This is a genomic window from Streptomyces sp. NPDC050619 (assembly GCF_040654815.1).
GTDB lineage: Bacteria > Actinomycetota > Actinomycetes > Streptomycetales > Streptomycetaceae > Streptomyces.
Genome location: NZ_JBFAIR010000006.1, coordinates 313,992 through 327,822 on the forward strand (window position 1 = coordinate 313,992; position 13,831 = coordinate 327,822).

11 protein-coding genes and 1 pseudogene are annotated in these 13,831 nt (G+C 72.2%); 7 read left to right on the forward strand and 5 right to left on the reverse strand.

Annotated elements, in window-relative coordinates; translation table 11 throughout:
* Nucleotides 1-8 precede the first annotated feature (8 nt).
* Both AB0I77_RS13780 and AB0I77_RS13785 read right to left on the reverse strand, forming a co-directional pair.
* Complete coding sequence (locus AB0I77_RS13780) at nt 9-800, reverse strand: hypothetical protein (protein ID WP_363282710.1); 792 nt, start codon at nt 798-800, stop codon at nt 9-11.
* Nucleotides 801-805: 5 nt separating this feature from the next.
* Nucleotides 806-1,501: a hypothetical protein gene (locus AB0I77_RS13785; protein ID WP_363282711.1), complete on the reverse strand. Its 696-nt coding sequence runs from the start codon at nt 1,499-1,501 to the stop codon at nt 806-808.
* A gap of 175 nt (nt 1,502-1,676) precedes the next feature.
* On the opposite strand from AB0I77_RS13785, the gene AB0I77_RS13790 reads away from it, so the two are divergent.
* On the forward strand, nt 1,677-2,255 hold the full coding sequence (locus tag AB0I77_RS13790; RefSeq protein WP_363282712.1) for a GNAT family N-acetyltransferase: 579 nt from the start codon (nt 1,677-1,679) through the stop codon (nt 2,253-2,255).
* Here the strand turns inward: AB0I77_RS13790 and AB0I77_RS13795 are convergent.
* Complete coding sequence (locus AB0I77_RS13795; protein ID WP_363282713.1) at nt 2,176-4,242, reverse strand: MDR family MFS transporter; 2,067 nt, start codon at nt 4,240-4,242, stop codon at nt 2,176-2,178. The genes AB0I77_RS13790 and AB0I77_RS13795 overlap by 80 nt on opposite strands.
* 179 nt (nt 4,243-4,421) lie before the next feature.
* Between AB0I77_RS13795 and AB0I77_RS13800 the strand changes: the two genes are divergently transcribed.
* Complete coding sequence (locus AB0I77_RS13800) at nt 4,422-5,684, forward strand: peptidoglycan-binding domain-containing protein (RefSeq protein WP_363282714.1); 1,263 nt, start codon at nt 4,422-4,424, stop codon at nt 5,682-5,684.
* A 131-nt stretch (nt 5,685-5,815) separates the two neighbouring features.
* Here AB0I77_RS13800 and AB0I77_RS13805 read toward each other — a convergent pair whose 3' ends face one another.
* Entirely contained in the window at nt 5,816-6,475 is a 660-nt protein-coding gene (locus tag AB0I77_RS13805) for an HAD-IA family hydrolase (RefSeq protein ID WP_363282716.1), read from the reverse strand.
* 178 nt (nt 6,476-6,653) lie between these two features.
* Nucleotides 6,654-7,235 (reverse strand): TMEM165/GDT1 family protein, encoded by a 582-nt coding sequence (locus AB0I77_RS13810; protein ID WP_363282717.1) that lies wholly within the window; start codon nt 7,233-7,235, stop codon nt 6,654-6,656.
* A 421-nt stretch (nt 7,236-7,656) separates the two neighbouring features.
* On the opposite strand from AB0I77_RS13810, the gene AB0I77_RS13815 reads away from it, so the two are divergent.
* From AB0I77_RS13815 to AB0I77_RS13835, 5 genes and pseudogenes are all read left to right on the forward strand, one after another.
* Nucleotides 7,657-8,313 (forward strand): HNH endonuclease family protein, encoded by a 657-nt coding sequence (locus tag AB0I77_RS13815; protein ID WP_363282718.1) that lies wholly within the window; start codon nt 7,657-7,659, stop codon nt 8,311-8,313.
* A 154-nt stretch (nt 8,314-8,467) separates the two neighbouring features.
* The gene (locus AB0I77_RS13820) at nt 8,468-10,240 is read left to right on the forward strand and encodes an alkaline phosphatase D family protein (protein ID WP_363282719.1); all 1,773 of its coding nucleotides are present in this window, start codon (nt 8,468-8,470) and stop codon (nt 10,238-10,240) included.
* A gap of 254 nt (nt 10,241-10,494) precedes the next feature.
* Complete coding sequence (locus AB0I77_RS13825) at nt 10,495-12,456, forward strand: FAD/NAD(P)-binding protein (RefSeq protein ID WP_363282720.1); 1,962 nt, start codon at nt 10,495-10,497, stop codon at nt 12,454-12,456.
* Nucleotides 12,457-12,541: 85 nt separating this feature from the next.
* On the forward strand, nt 12,542-12,994 hold the full coding sequence (locus AB0I77_RS13830; RefSeq protein WP_363282721.1) for a DoxX family protein: 453 nt from the start codon (nt 12,542-12,544) through the stop codon (nt 12,992-12,994).
* Nucleotides 12,995-13,297: 303 nt separating this feature from the next.
* Nucleotides 13,298-13,711, forward strand: a pseudogene (locus AB0I77_RS13835) (hypothetical protein); the annotation flags it as partial.
* Between the last annotated feature and the right edge of the window lie 120 nt (nt 13,712-13,831).

Here is a 13,831-nt window from a genome sequence, read left to right on the forward strand (position 1 = left end):
GCCGCGCGTCAGAGGTGCAGGAGCCGTTCCGCCAGCTCGCGGTAGTCCCGCAGGGCCAGCCGGAGTTGTTCGGTGTCGGCGGACGCCGCGTGCTTGCCCCCGCGACCGCCTTCCGCTTCCGCGGCTTCCGCGGCCTGCCAGGACCTCCGGAGCGTACGACGACGCTGCCGCACCGCGTCGGTGAAGCGCCCGGCGACGTCCTCCAGGACACGATCGGCCTCCTCCACCGAGGACCGCGGCCCGTCCACAAACCCGGCGACCGCGTGCTGCAACCGCAGAGAGAGCTTGTCGGTCTCGTCGTGCGGGAGGAGGGGGGTGGGGGTAGCGCTGGTGCCGGTGCCGGTGCCGGTGGGGACCGTGCTGGGGGTGGGGCTGATGGGGCTGGTGGCCGTACCGGGGTCGGGGGCGCCGGTCGTTGTACTGGGGCCGGAGACGGTGGTGGCCGTACCGGGGGCAGGGACGCCGCCCGCCGAACCGGGGCTGGGGGCGCCGGTCGTTGTATCGGGGCTGGGGACGCCGGTCGCCGTACCGGGAGCAGGGACGCCGGTCGCCGTACCGGGGCTGGGGGCGCCAATCGCCGCACCGGGGCCCGAGCCAGTGGTAGCCGTACCACGGCCAGGGACGCCCGTCACCGCACCAGGGCCAGGAACGCCACCCGCCGCATCCGGGCCCGAGCCAGTGGTAGCCGCACCAGAGTCAGGGACGCCGCCCGCCGCACCAGGCTCCCGCGCCGCGTTGCCCCTCGGCTTGTCGTCGCGCGGGGTGCCTTCCTCGCCCGGGTCGGTCGTCGCGTTCGTCATGTCGGTCAACTCCCCTTGGTGTGGCGCCTGTTGAATCCCCATGGCAGGTGGGCGCGGGCGGGTGCCGGCCTGTCTGCCGACTTGTTGGCCTCCCGTCGGGGCGGCTCACGGTGACGGGTCGGGGCCAGCAGGTCTTCGAACAGGGCCCGGGCCTCGACCATGGCCTCGCGCATCTCCTCGGTGCCGGCCCGGCCGTCGTCGCCCTGCGCCCCGGCCTCCCCGGCCGCCCCGGCCGCGTCGTCCGCGCGGGCTACGCGGTGCACGCGCCGGTAGCCGTGCACGTGGTGCGCGTGGTGCACGGACAGGGCAGCCAGCTGCTCCTCGTACTGCCCGCCGTCCGGGAAGCCCCGGGTGCCGGCCAGATCGGCGAGCAGCCGGTCCGCCTCGGCCACCGCATCCCGCGGCGAGTCGACGAAGCGCTCCTGGGCGGCCGTCCAGCGGGCTTCGTACTGCGCGCGCCGCGCGGGCTCCAGTGGCCGCTCGCGCAGCGCTCCATGCCGCTCCACGCGTGCGGCGAGCTCGCGCTCGGCGGCCTTGGCGTCCCCGTCGTGCCGGGCCACGGCCCGGCCGTACTCGGGTCCGAAGCGCCGCTTGAGGCCGGGGCCGCCCGGTCCGCGCCGGGCGCGCAGGGTCAGGACGGCCGCGATGCCGACGACGGCCGCCACGATCACGATCAGAGCGATGATCACGCCTGTGGACATGAATGCCTTCCAGGTTCTCGGCCCAACCGGCTCTCCGTGCGGGCCGGTTCCCCGAGCGGGTAGCCCGGGCGGCGCCACCCAAACGAAGGCACCGAATGGATGCCCGGGAGGAGGAGATGGACGGGCCGGAGGCCACGCATATCCGGTTGCGGGCCCGGTAGGTCCCGTCCCGAGAATGTCCGCCATGACGACGACTTGGACCATCGCCCCGGAACCCTACGACTCCCCCGTCGCCGCCGCGCTCTGGCGGGCGTACTACACGGAGGTCAGCGACCGCTGGTACCAGTTGCACGAGGCGCGACGGACCGACCCGGACGAGCTGGAGCGCGAGATCGCCGCACGCACCGGCGCCGAACTCCGCCCGCCCACCGGCCAGTTGCTGGTCGCCCGGTACGGCGGCGAACCGGCCGGGAGCGCGGGCGTACGGCTGTTGGCGGACGGGATCGCCGAGCTCACCCGGGTGTTCGTGCACGAGGGGATGCGCGGCAAGGGCGGCGCCGTGCTCCTCGTACGGGCCGCCGAGGACGCGGCGCGCACGCTCGGTGCCACGTCGATGATCCTCGACACGCGCGGCGACCTCGTGGAGGCCCGTGCCCTCTACGCGCGGCTCGGCTACCAGGAGACCGAGCCGCACAACGACGACAAGTACGCCGAACACTGGTTCCGCAAGCGCCTCAGCTGCGCCGCGCCACCGTGCGCTCGTCATGCGGGCGTTCCCGTTCCGAGCCGCACAGCTCGAGGTTCAGCTCCTTGACCAGCTGGACGAGGTCGGTGGACCGGTCGGGCCGCCACCAGTCGCCGAGGAGTTCGGCCAGCGATTCCTCACGGGCCAGCGCGAGCCGGTCGGCGACCGCGCGGCCCTGGTCGGTCAGGAGCAGGTCGGGGCCCTCGCGACGGGCGAGGTGGCGTTCCTCGACCTGGCGCGCGGCCTCCATGACGACGATCAGCGGGACGGGGCTGCGCTCGGCGAGTACGGCCGGCTCGACCCTGCCGTACTTCCTGGTCCGCAGCAGCAGCCAGCTCGCCGCGGGGAGAAGGTCGTAGCCCGCCCGTTCGGTGATCTCGCGGTAGATCTCGTGGCGGCCCTCCCGCGTGCCGAGCACGGACAGCGCGCGGCACACCTCGTCGTACGAGGACCGCTCCACCGGGTTGCTGGCGAGCGTCTCGGAGAGGTCCGGTGCCGTGACCGAGCCGCGCAGCCGGTCCTCCTTCAGGAACCAGGCCAGCACGAAGCCGACAAGGGCGACGGGAGCGGCGTACAGGAACACGTCGGTGATGGACGTCGCGTACGCCTCCAGGGCCGGCGGGCGCAGCGCGGCCGGCAGGGCGGTGATGCCCCGCGGGTCGGCCTCCAGCGTGTCCACCGAGACGCCGGGCGGGAGTTGGGCGCCCCGGAAGGCGTCGGCCAGTTCGTCGCCGAGGCGGCCCGCGAAGACCGTGCCGAAGATGGCGACGCCGAAGGAGGCCCCGATGGACCGGAAGAAGGTCGCGCCGGAGGTGGCGACGCCGAGATCCTCGTACGAGACCGCGTTCTGCGCGATGAGGACCAGGACCTGCATCACCAGGCCGAGTCCGAGTCCGAAGACGAAGAAGAAACCGCTCATCTCGGGCGTGGAGCTGTGCTCGTCGAGTTGGTGGAGCAGGAGCAGGCCGAGGGTGGTGACGCCGGTGCCGGCGACCGGGAAGACCTTCCAGCGGCCGGTGCGGCTGACGATCTGCCCGGAGACGGTCGACGCCAGCAACAGGCCGAAAACCATCGGCAGCATGCGCACGCCGGACAGGGTCGGCGTCACGCCCTGGACCACCTGGAGGAAGGTCGGCAGATAGGTCATCGCGCCGAACATCGCGAAGCCGACGATGAAGCTGATGACGGCGGAGAGCGTGAACGTGCGGATGCGGAACAGCTTCAGCGGCAGGACGGGCTCGGCGGCCCGCCGCTCCACGGCCACGAACACCGCGGCCAGGACCACGCCCACGACCGCGAGGCCCACGATCGGCGGCGAACCCCAGCCCCAAGTGGTGCCGCCCAGCGAGGCCACCAGCACCAGGCAGGTGGCGACCGCCGCGATGAGGAACGTACCGAGGTAGTCGATGACGTGCGGCAGGGACTTGCGCGGGATGCGCAGCACGGTGGCGATCACCGCGAGCGCGACGACACCGATCGGCAGATTGACGTAGAAGACCCAGCGCCAGCTCAGATGCTCGGTGAACAGCCCGCCGAGCAGAGGGCCCAGGACGCTGGTCGCTCCGAAGACGGCACCGAACAGCCCCTGGTAACGGCCGCGTTCGCGCGGCGCGACGATGTCCCCCACGATCGCCATCGACAGCACCATCAGGCCACCGCCGCCGAGGCCCTGCAACGCCCGGAAGCCGATCAGTTGGGGCATGTCCTGTGCCGCGCCGCACAGCGCCGAGCCGACGAGGAAGATCACGATCGCGATCTGGAACAGCCTCTTGCGACCGTACTGGTCACCGAGCTTGCCCCACAGCGGGGTCGCGGCGGTCGCGGCCAGCAGATACGCCGTGACCACCCAGGACAGGTGCTCCATGCCGCCGAGTTCGCTGACGATGGTGGGCAGCGCGGTCGACACGATGGTCTGGTCGAGGGCGGCGAGCAGCATCCCGAGCAGCAGGGCACCGATGGAGACGAGGACGTTGCCGGGCACATGCTCGTCCTTCTCATCTCGCCCATCTCGCGCTTCTCCCACATTTCCGGTCCCGGCGTGGGCATCCCCGGCCATGAAGACCTCCCGAAGGTCTCGTCAGAACTTCCATCGTGGTCGGTGTGACCAGTTATGGCCTGTTGAGTCCTGCCGGAAGCGGTGGTTCCGGGGGTGCGCGGGCGACAATGTGGAGGAGATCTGCATAATCTCTGGAGTTCGCGAGGGGAGTCGCGAGTCGCGGAGGGAGGGACGAACACGTGACAGAGCCGACGGGCCACCGGTGCCCGGAGTGCGGGGCACCCCGGGGTGCCGACAACAGCCCGTCCTGCGGGTGCACCCAGCGGGCGTCCGACGCCCTGCGTGACGCCCGCACGGCGGAGGCGGCCGCGGCGGAGGACTTCGATCCGCTGCGAATACGGCCGTACGTCGAGCTGGCGGGGGCGCGCGAGGGTGACGACGACGGCGCCGAGGTCGAGGGCGAGGTCGACGACACGGGCGCAGGGGTCGGTCAGGTGTCCGGTACGCCCGGTACGCCGGACGCGCCTCCGGTTGAGGAAACGATGCTGCTGCGTGCGGTCGATCCCGGCGCGGCGCGTACGGCATCGGGATCGGGATCGGGATCGGGATCGGCCGGGGCGCGTGGTGCATCGCTGGATGCCGATGCGGACGCGACGGCACCGCTGCCCGTCTTAGACGCCGGCGCGACCACCGCGCTACCCGCCGTCGGCGCCGACACGGCCTCCGTACTCCCGACCCCCCTGGTCCCGACCCCCTTGGTCCCGCCGCCGACCGCCCCCAGCTCCACCGACCTGCGCCTGTTCGAGGCGGCGGACGGTATCGGCCCCGCCGTGCCCGGGTCGGCCGGTCCGTCCGGCGACGACGACGAACGGCCGCGCCGTCGGCGTCGTAGCACCGTCCTGCTCGCCGTCAGCGGTTCCGTCGTCGCCGTGGTGGCGGCGGCCGGGTTCGCCAGCGGGCTGTTCGCCTACGAGACGCCGTCGCGGGAAGGGGCGCCGCCGGAGGCGGTACGGGCCGCTGTCCCCGACGCCTCGACGAGCGAGGCGTCCGTGTCGGCGTCCCCTCAGACCCCGTCCGCCCCGCCGACGTCCGCCGCTCCGAGCCCGTCCGCCAGCACGAGCCGGTCGCCCTCCGCCTCACCGTCGGCGTCCGCGTCCAGTGCCTCGCCGACCCCGACCCGGTCGGCCGAGCCGACGCGGACGCCGACGAGCAGCGCCCCCGGTGGGTCCGATTCCGGCGGCGGTTCGGCAGAGGGGTCCGAAGGCAACAGCCGGAGCGGTTCCGTGCTGCGCCGGGGCGACGAGGGGCCCGAGGTCACCGAACTCCAGCAGCGGCTGAACGAGGTGTACCTCTACAACGGCGATGTCGACGGCGACTTCACCAGCGAGGTGGAGGAGGCGCTGCGCAACTACCAGTGGTCTCGCTCTGTCGGCACCGACAATCTTGGGGTGTACGACAAGGAGACCCGGGCGAAGCTGGAGTCGGAGACGTCTGAGCCGTAGGGCTGCGCTCTGGCCGTAGGGCTGCGCTGTCGGCCTGAACGGCCTCGTCCTCAATCGCCGGACGGGCTGGGATTGCCTGGACCGGCGCCTGGAAGCACAGCCCCTCGCCGAGACCGAGCAGCACCCGCCGCCTACCCCACGTACAGCCGAATCCCGCCGCCCCCCACTGCCTCCACCCGCACCCCCGTCAGATCCCGCACCAGTGCGTCCGGCCGGTGGAAGCCGGCCCGCGGGCCGACCCCGACAACCCGCATCCCCGCGGCGCGCCCCGCGGCGATCCCCGCGGCGGAGTCCTCGAAGACGACGCAGTCGGCGGGTGCGATGCCCAGTTCGGCGGCGCCCTTGAGGAAGCCCTCGGGGTCGGGCTTGCTGGCGCCGACGGACTCGGCGGTGACGCGGACCTCGGGCAGGTCGAGCCCGGCGGCGGCCATCCGCGCGGTGGACAGGGCGATGTCGGCGGAGGTCACCAGGGCGTGCGGCAGGCCGCGCAGGGAGGCGAGGAACTCCGGGGCGCCGGGCACCGGGACGACGCCGTCCATGTCGGCGGTCTCCTCGGCGAGCATGCGCGCGTTGTCGGCGAGGTTCTGCTCCACGGGGCGGCCGGGCAGCAGCAGCGCCATCGAGGCGTGGCCCTGCCGGCCGTGGACGACCTTCATGACCTCGCCCCCGTCCAGGCCGTGCCGCTCGGCCCAGCGGTGCCAGATCCGCTCGACGACGGCGTCGGAGTTGACGAGCGTGCCGTCCATGTCCAGCAGGAGGGCGCGGGCGGTGAGCACGGCGGTGGCCGTCATCGGCAGCTCCAAGACGCGGGGCAGGGCAGGGGCGTGCGGGTGAGCCCCGGAGGGAGGGACAAGGTGGTCCCGCCCGCCGGTCAGGGAAAACGGGCGGGAACCACTTTGTTCCCTCACGGTACAAAACAGAGCCCGCTTTCCGCCACTGTTCGCCGTAACAGTTCACTCACCGTTCAGGTCAGCCGGACACGGCCTCCCACAGGCTCCACACCCCGAGCCCGAGCATCAGCAGCGCCGCGATCTTGGTGATGAGCCGCAGCGGAACCCGCTTCATCAGGGCCTTTCCGCCGACGATGCCCAGTCCGGCCACCGCCCACAGCGCGAGCACCGCGCCGAGGCCGACGGAGAGCGGATCGTCGTAACGCGCCGCGAGGTTCGCCGTCATGATCTGGGTGAGGTCGCCGAACTCCGCGACCAGGATGAGCATGAAGCCCGTCCCGGCGACCTTCCAGAAGGACTGGTTCTCCGGCCTGCGGACCTCCCCCTCATCCTCGTCCTTCTTCATCAGCAGCACGGCCGCGCCGCCGAGGAACAGCACTCCGGTCAGCGCCTGCACGATCTGCTGCGGCAGGAGGGTCAGCACACTGCCGGCCGCGACGGCGAGTGCCACATGCAGCGTGAAGGCGGCGGCGACGCCGGCGAAGACGTACGAGGCGCGGTAGCGGGTGCCGAGGACGAGCCCGGCGAGCGCGGTCTTGTCGGGAAGTTCGGCGAGGAAGACGACGCCGAAGACGAGCGCCGTCACGGTGAAGCTGATCAAGATCCCTCAATCGGTCGGGCTGCCCCACCGAGAGTGTTCCGACCGCTTACGACGGCTGTTGCGACACTTCGGCACGGCAGCGCACTCGGCGCCCGTGCCGTACGGCACGGGCGTGCACTGCTTGCCGAAGGTCTCGCTGGCCGATCCCCAATGAATCCGGAAAACGAACCCGGAAAAAGGACCTGCCTCCGGGCGCCGGCTCAGACGAGCTGAGCAGTATGTCGACGGTTCCGGCGAAGAGCTACTCCCCTTCTGCGCCGTCCATGGTACGCGAAGCCGCCGGGCCGGAAGTCTTGTCGCACCCCTTGTCGTGTCATGAACACGTCATTAGCTTCTTACCCAACGCACACCTCCCCGCAACACCGCGCGGCGAGCATTTCCTCGCCCGCACTGCAACACCCCACACCTCTTGGGAGTTCGCATGTCGAAGTTCTACGCGCGTCGACGCGTCAGCATACTCGCGGCGCTCACCGGTCTCATAGCCTCCGTCGGGCTTTTCAACAGCCCGACCGCCTCCGCCGCCCTCCCCACCCCGGTCAGCGCCGCCACCGCCCGCACCTACCTCGCCTCGCTCACCGTGGCGACCGAGGACCGCACCGGCTACGACCGCGACCTGTTCCCGCACTGGATCGCCCAGGACGACGAGCCCGGCGGCTGCAACACCCGCGAGGTCATCCTCAAGCGCGACGGCACGAACGTCGTCCAGGACTCCACAACCTGCGCCGCCACCAGTGGCAGCTGGTACTCCGTCTACGACGGCGCCACCTGGACCGTCGCCTCCGACCTCGACATCGACCACTTCGTCCCGCTCGCCGAGGCCTGGGACTCCGGCGCCGACGGCTGGACCACCTCCCGCCGCCAGTCCTTCGCCAACGACCGGACCCGCCCGCAGCTCATCGCCGTCACGGACAACGTCAACCAGGAGAAGAGCGACCAGGACCCGGCCGAGTGGATGCCCTCGCGCACGGCCTACCGCTGCACCTACGTCCGCGCCTGGGTCCAGGTGAAGTACTACTACGACCTCTCGGTCGACTCGGCCGAGAAGAGCGCGCTCACGAACTACCTCGCCAACTGCTGATCACGCGATCAGCACACCGGGATCACCGGGGTCACCAAGGTCACCAAGGTCACCAAGGTCACCAAGGTCAGGATCACCGAACCGTGATCTGCGGAACCTCCCCGCTGACCTCCGTCGTTCCGTACCGTACGGGGCGACGGAGGAGGGTGATCGCGTGGCGGGACTACGCCTGGGACCACTGCTGAGGTATGCCGACGGCTCGTCCGCGACCGTATGGGTCGAGGCGAGCCGTCCGTGCGCCGCCGAGGTGCGCTGCGCGGACGGCTCCGGCGGTGAGGCCCGCACCTTCCAGGTCGAGGGCCATCACTACGCCCTCGTCCCGGTGACCGGTCTGACGCCGGGCACCGCGACGGCGTACGAGGTGTTCCTCGACGGCACGCGCGTGTGGCCGCTGCCGGACTCCCCCTTCCCGCCCTCCCTGATCCGCGCCCCGCGCGAGGACGACACCGTCCGCGTGGCCTTCGGCTCCTGCCGCTGGGCCGCCCCTCCCTCCGACGAGAAGGACCCGGTCGGCCCCGACGCCCTGGACACCCTCGCGGCCCGGATAGCCGCCGATCCGGACGGCGAGCGGCCGGACGTGCTGCTGCTGTTGGGCGACCAGGTCTACGCCGACGAGACCTCGGGCGCGACCCGCCGCTGGCTGGCCGCGCGCCGCGACCTGAGCGACCCGCCGGGCAACGAGGTCGCGGACTACGAGGAGTACACCCACCTCTATTACGAGTCCTGGCTCGACCCCGAGGTGCGCTGGCTGCTGTCCACCGTGCCCAGTTGCATGATCTTCGACGACCACGACGTCATCGACGACTGGAACACCTCCGCCGCCTGGCTCGCCGACATGCGGGCCGTCGACTGGTGGCAGGAGCGGCTGCTGAGCGGCCTGATGTCGTACTGGGTGCACCAGCACCTGGGGAACCTGTCCCCGGCCGAACTGGCCGCCGATCCCCTGTACGCGGCCGTGCGCGAGACCCCCGACGGCACGGACCTGCTCCGTACCTTCGCCGCCGAGGCCGACGCCGACCCGGCCTCCGTCCGCTGGAGCTACCGGCGCGACTTCGGCCGCGTACGCCTGCTCATGGTGGACACCCGGGCGGCCCGCGTCCTCGACGAGAAGAACCGCGCGATGCTCCACCCGGGCGAGGAGCGGTGGCTGCGCGAGCAGGCGCTGGACACGCCCGGTTCCTACGACCACCTCCTCATCGGCACCTCGCTGCCCTGGCTGCTGCCGCACCTGGTGCACGACGCCGAGGGGTGGAACGCGGCGCTGTGCCGGGGCGAGAAGGGTGCGCGGTGGGCCCGCTTCGGGGAGGACCTGCGGCGCCGGGCCGACCTGGAGCACTGGGCGGCCTTCCCGGCGTCCTTCGACGCGCTGGCGGCGCTGATCGCCGAGGCCGGTTCGGGGCCGCACGCGCCGGCGACGGTGCTCGTACTCTCCGGGGACGTGCACCACGCGTATGTGGCCGAGCCGGTGTGGCCTGGCGGGGCGCTTTCCGGGGCGGTCTCTGGGGCGGTCTCCGGGTCGGCTTCCGGGACGGTGTCTGGGGCGGTCTCCGGAGCGGCTTCCGGATCGGCTTCCGGATCGGCGGTCCCTGGGCCACCTGCTGGGCCGGTTTCCGGGGTGCCGGACGCCCGGGTCCTCCAGCTGACCTGCTCCCCCGTCCACAACTCCATCCCCCTGTCGATCCGGCTCGGCTTCCGGTTCGGCTGGAGCGCGGTGGCCCGGGCCCTGGGCCGCCGCTTCGCCGGGCACGGCGGCTGTCCGCGTCCGCCGGTCGACTGGCGCCGGACGGGCGGGCCCTGGTTCGGCAACCAGCTCATGACGCTGACGCTGCGCGGCCGTTCGGCCCGGCTGCGGCTGGACCAGGCGCGTGAGGTGCGGGGAGCGAGCCCCCAACTGCGGACGGTCGTGGAGTCCGAGCTCGTCCCGTAATTCCCCTGAATCCCCCGTAATCCCCCTGACCCCCTTTGCGCCCGGTTGTTGCGTCCGTGACCGTTGATCCCCCTATTGCGCCCGGTTGTTGCGCACGTGACCCGTGATGCTCGTGACGCGTCCCACAGTCCGGGTCCCCGGGGGTCGGCTCCCCCTGTTCCCGACGGCATGATGAGGCGGACCGTCCGCTTCCAGCGGGCGGTTCACCGCACCGCTCGAACTCCGCCACGCGCCCATGCCAGGGAGTCCCACCCTTGCCCGCACCGACCACGGACCACGCGCCCGTCTCCGTCGCCCTGGTCGGCGCCGGACCGCGCGGCACCAGCGTCCTGGAACGACTCTGCGCCTCCGCGCCGGAACTCCTCCCGCCCGGCGCACGGCTGACCGTCCACGTCGTCGACCCGGCGCCGCCCGGCCCCGGCCGCGTCTGGCGCACCGCGCAGTCGTCCGAGTTGCTGATGAACACCGTGGCCTCGCAGGTGACCCTGTTCACCGACGACAGCGTGGAATGCTCGGGGCCGATCCGTCCGGGCCCCAGCCTGCACGAGTGGGCGGCCGGCGAACTGGACCCGGACGCGTACCCGACCCGCGCGCACTACGGCCGGTACCTGGAGTGGGTGTTCGCACGCACGGTGCGCGAGGCGCCGCCCGGGGTGCGGGTCGAGACGCACGCGGCGCGCGCGGTACGGCTCGACGACGAACCCGACGGCCGCCAGAGCCTCGCCCTCGACGACGGCCGCGTACTGACCGGCCTGTCCGCCGTGGTGCTCGCCCAGGGCCATCTGCCGGTGGTCGCGGACCCGGCGCTGCGGCGGCTCGCGGCGTACGCCGAACGACACGGGCTGCGGCATGTGGCGCCCGCCAACCCGGCCGACGTCGACCTGTCCTCCATATCCCCCGGCGAACCCGTGCTGTTGCGCGGCCTCGGCCTCAACTTCTTCGACCACACGGCCCTGTTGACGACGGGCCGCGGTGGCCGCTTCGTACCCGATCAGCGTGGTCTGCGATACGTCCCCTCCGGCCGCGAGCCGCGCCTGTACGCCGGTTCGCGACGCGGCGTCCCGTACCAGGCCCGCGGCGACAACGCCAAAGGCCCCTACGGCCGTCACCTCCCGCTCGTCCTCACCGACGAGGTGATCGCCCGCTTCCGCAAGCGCGCCGACTCCGGCGAGGCACCGGACTTCCTCGCGGAGATATGGCCGCTGATGGCGAAGGAGGTGGAGACGGTCTATTACGAAGCGCTGCTCCGGGCCACGGAATGGGGACGGCCCCGGGACTCACGGGACTTCCAGGACTCCCGGGACTCACGGGACTCACGGGACTCACGGGACTTCCGAGATCGGTTCCTGGCCACCGCCCACCGCAGCTCGCAAGAGGCAGCCGTGCTGGACGAGTTCGGCGTGCCGCAGGCCGAGCGCTGGTCCTGGGACCGCACGTCCCGCCCGTACGCGGGGCAGGTCTTCCGCGGCCCGGACGACTGGCGGGACTGGCTGCTCGGCCACCTCCGCGAGGACGCCGGCCAGGCCGCCCTCGGCAATGTCGCCGGCCCGCTGAAGGCGGCCCTGGACGTGCTGCGCGACCTGCGCAACGAGCTGCGGCGGATCGTCGACCACGGCGGACTCGCCGGCGCGTCCCGCCGGGACCACCTGGACCGCTGGTACACCCCGCTCAACGCCTTCCTGTCCATCGGCCCGCCCCGGCGGCGCGTCGAGGAGCTGGCCGCGCTGGTGGAGGCGGGCGTGGTCGAGGTGCTCGGGCCACGCCTGGAGGTCCGCGAGGAGGACGGGGCGTGGGTGGCGCGTTCCCCCGAGGTGCCGGGCTCCGCCGTGCGCGTGACGACTCTCGTGGAGGCGCGGCTGCCGGAACCGGATCTGCGGCGGACGGCCGACCAGTTGCTCGCCCGGCTGCTGAAGACGGGACAGTGCCGGCCCCATTTCGTGGACGGTTACGAAACCGGGGGCCTCGACGTGACGCAGCGGCCGTACCGTCTGATAGATCGTCAAGATCGTGTGCACCCACGACGGTTCGCCTTCGGAGTACCCACCGAGGGTGTGCACTGGGTGACCGCGGCGGGGGCCAGACCTGGTGTGGATTCGGTCACGCTGTCGGACGCGGACGCGGTGGCGAGAGCGGCCCTACGTGCAGCAGGAGCAGTAACGGAAGGGCAAGTTGAGGCAAACCAATGGCCAAATGTTGAACTTGAAAGCATCGCTTAGGGCCTCCTAACGTGAGTTACTCATCGGTTCCGTCCCCAGACCGGTCCAATCCCACGGACCGGTCCGACCGAAGGAGTAACCCCCCATGACCGCACGACTCAACGGCGCCCAGCCGTACGTTCTCGGACTGTTCCGCATCGTTGTCGGCTTACTCTTCGCCTGCCACGGCGCCGCCAAGCTCTTCGGCGTCCTCGGCGGCGGCGACGGCAAGGGCGGCACGGTCGACGCCGGCGCCTGGCCCACCTGGTACGCGGCCGTGATCGAGTTGGTCGGCGGCGCCCTCGTACTGCTCGGCCTCGGCACGCGGGCCGCCGCGTTCATCTCCTCGGGCGCGATGGCGTACGCGTACTTCAAGGTTCACCAGCCCAACGCCCTGTGGCCCATGGAGAACGGCGGCGAGGCCTCGGCGATGTTCTGCTGGGTCATGCTGCTGCTGGTCTTCACCGGCTCCGGCGCCTTCGGCCTGGACCAACTGTTCGCCAGGCGTTCGACATCGGCACGGACGCCCGCGTCGGAGCAGGCACCGGTGTCTGTCTGAGCCGGTATCTGTCTGAGCCGGTGTCTGTTTGTCCGGAGTCTGTCTGATCCACCGGCGGGCCGGCGGCCGGGTGGTTGCCTGACACGGCGGTCGGCCCGCCTTCCAGTTTCCGCTCTGTTCCACTTTCCGCTCTGTTCCACTTTTCCGGTGAACACCTTGTGCCCAACGCACGAGCCCCCGGTGAATGCGCTGTCACGCCCCCGGCGTACGCTGTATGGCTGTTATGGGCCGCCCTGCCGCACCCCCGCGACACCCGCGGCATCGCAGCGCGGACCGGCCACGGGGGGACGACGGGGAGTAGCGGTGTTCGAGAGTGTGGGGGCCTTGACCGGCAGCCCCTGGATCTACGCCATGGTGGCGCTGTCGGTGCTCCTGGACGTGTTCCTGCCGGTGCTGCCGAGCGGCGTGCTCGTGATCACGGCCGCCACCGCGGCGGCCGCGGGCTCCGGCGCGGCGGCCGGCCAGGTCCCGGACAAGGTCCCCGACATCCTCGTCCTCATCCTGTGCGCGACGACCGCGTCCGTGCTGGGCGACCTGGTGGCGTACCGGCTGGCCTGGCGCGGCGGGGAACGTCTGGACCGCGCCATCGCCCGCTCCCGCCGCCTGAGCACCGCGCAGGAACGTCTCGGCTCGGCCCTGGCCCGCGGTGGCGGCGCCCTGGTCGTCCTGGCCCGATTCGCCCCGGCCGGCCGCTCGGTCGTCTCCCTCGGCGCGGGGGGGGGGCCCCCCCCCCCCCCCCCCCACCCCCCCCCCCCCCCCCCCCGCGGCCCCCGCCCCCGCGCCCCCCCCCACGCCCCCCCCCCCAAACCCCCCCCCCCCCCCCTGACCCCCAGGCAT

Excerpts from the sequence above, each read along its gene's own strand:
- AB0I77_RS13780 (WP_363282710.1), bottom strand. The coding sequence starts at position 800 with ATGACGAACGCGACGACCGACCCGGGCGAGGAAGGCACCCCGCGCGAC.
- AB0I77_RS13785 (WP_363282711.1), bottom strand. The coding sequence starts at position 1,501 with ATGTCCACAGGCGTGATCATCGCTCTGATCGTGATCGTGGCGGCCGTC.
- AB0I77_RS13790 (WP_363282712.1), top strand. The coding sequence starts at position 1,677 with ATGTCCGCCATGACGACGACTTGGACCATCGCCCCGGAACCCTACGAC.
- AB0I77_RS13795 (WP_363282713.1), bottom strand. The coding sequence starts at position 4,242 with ATGGCCGGGGATGCCCACGCCGGGACCGGAAATGTGGGAGAAGCGCGA.
- AB0I77_RS13805 (WP_363282716.1), bottom strand. The coding sequence starts at position 6,475 with ATGACGGCCACCGCCGTGCTCACCGCCCGCGCCCTCCTGCTGGACATG.
- AB0I77_RS13815 (WP_363282718.1), top strand. The coding sequence starts at position 7,657 with ATGTCGAAGTTCTACGCGCGTCGACGCGTCAGCATACTCGCGGCGCTC.
- AB0I77_RS13830 (WP_363282721.1), top strand. The coding sequence starts at position 12,542 with ATGACCGCACGACTCAACGGCGCCCAGCCGTACGTTCTCGGACTGTTC.